The organism is Rhodoferax sp. TH121, assembly GCF_002251855.1.
GTDB lineage: Bacteria > Pseudomonadota > Gammaproteobacteria > Burkholderiales > Burkholderiaceae_C > Allorhodoferax.
Genome location: NZ_NOXW01000002.1, coordinates 1 through 1,386, shown reverse-complemented (window position 1 = coordinate 1,386; position 1,386 = coordinate 1). Strand labels below are relative to the sequence as shown.

Annotated in this window: 1 protein-coding gene and 1 pseudogene; both read right to left on the bottom strand. The window is 57.9% G+C overall.

The window, feature by feature from the left end:
* A partial coding sequence (locus CHU94_RS00015; protein WP_141211338.1) for an MCP four helix bundle domain-containing protein occupies positions 1–869 on the bottom strand: 869 nt, incomplete at its 3' end.
* Positions 870–1,062: 193 nt separating this feature from the next.
* Positions 1,063–1,386, bottom strand: a pseudogene (locus CHU94_RS19140) (methyl-accepting chemotaxis protein); the annotation flags it as partial.

Genomic DNA, 1,386 nt, shown 5'->3' with positions numbered 1-1,386 from the left:
GCACTCAGGTCGTTGTTGCCTTGCGCAATTTCGGCACTCGCCGTAGCCACCGATTCAGAACCACTACGCACATTCGATACCACCTGCACCAAGCTGTCCTGCATGGCTTTCAGGGACACCAGCAGTTGACCCACCTCATCCGCTCCATGCGCAGGAATGGGCACGCTCAAATCCCCGGAAGACACACGTCGGGCCACATCCGAGGCTTGCGCCAAAGGCTTGGTAATAGAGCCCGACAAGACCCAGGAAAACAAAACACTCAAACCTACACTAAGTACCCCCAGTGCAATGAGTAACTGGCGACTTGTGTTGCGCTTGGACTGGATGTCCTGAGCCACCGAGTCCACTTCGTCCCGCTGCTGCTTTTGAAGCGCTTCCATCTTGGCCATGTACGCTGCCGCTGCAGGCACAAACTCCTTGTCCAGCATGGCATTGGCCTCGTCTACCTTCCCTTCTTTCTTCAACACCATGATGGCATCGCGCGAGGACAAATAGAGTTTGCGCTGCTCGCCGATTTCCTTGAACAAGGCCTTTTCGGCATCCGTGTCCATCAACCCTTCCAGCGCCTTTTGAATCTCCCCGGACTGGGTGGTGGAGGCCTTGGCGTCGGCCGCAAAAAATTCAACCAAGGATGCGTCGGTACTGCGCGCAATGGCTGTGGTGCGGGTGACGCCGGAGCGAATATTGCGATACCAATCAACCACCAATCGCTCGGTTTTGACTGGGCTTTCGACCATCTCTTGAGTTGCATCGGCCACGGCATTGAGCCTGGAAATACTCATGGCGATCACAGCAATGGACAGCAGCAAGACCACCGCAAAGCCCAACCCAAGCCGCTTGGCCACTGACAGGTTAGAGAGAAAACGCATATGACACCTTTTTGCACAAGCTGCACGTTGCAGCGAACATCAACTTCGAAAACGTTTGCAATCAGTCACACTCCGATCACCGAGACCCACCCCACAGTGCTTCAATCGCCATCCTGGATCGACACTGTCACTACTAAAAGAATAGCTACTTGCGCAGAACTCACGATGTGCCGGGGCCAATAGCAAAACTGGTTTAAAAAGTTTCCCAATCGTCATCACCCCCGGCAGGGGTCACTTTGGTATTCGTTTTAGCCACCACGGGCGCCAACTGGGGCTCTGCCCTCAGAGCGGCAGGCTTGGGTGGGGCGGGCGCTTTGGTAGGCGCGGCCAGCGGCTTGGCGGCGGCCGGATTGCTTACGCCACCACGGGCGCCCGGGGCAGCGGATGCGGCGCGGGGTGTAGGTGCAGCCGCTGCCCGCACCGGCTGACCTTGGTCAGTCGCCGAGAGCTTGAACACCGCCACCGTCTGCACCAAGTCGCCCGCCTGGCTCTTGAGGCTGCTGGCCGCCGCTGCCAT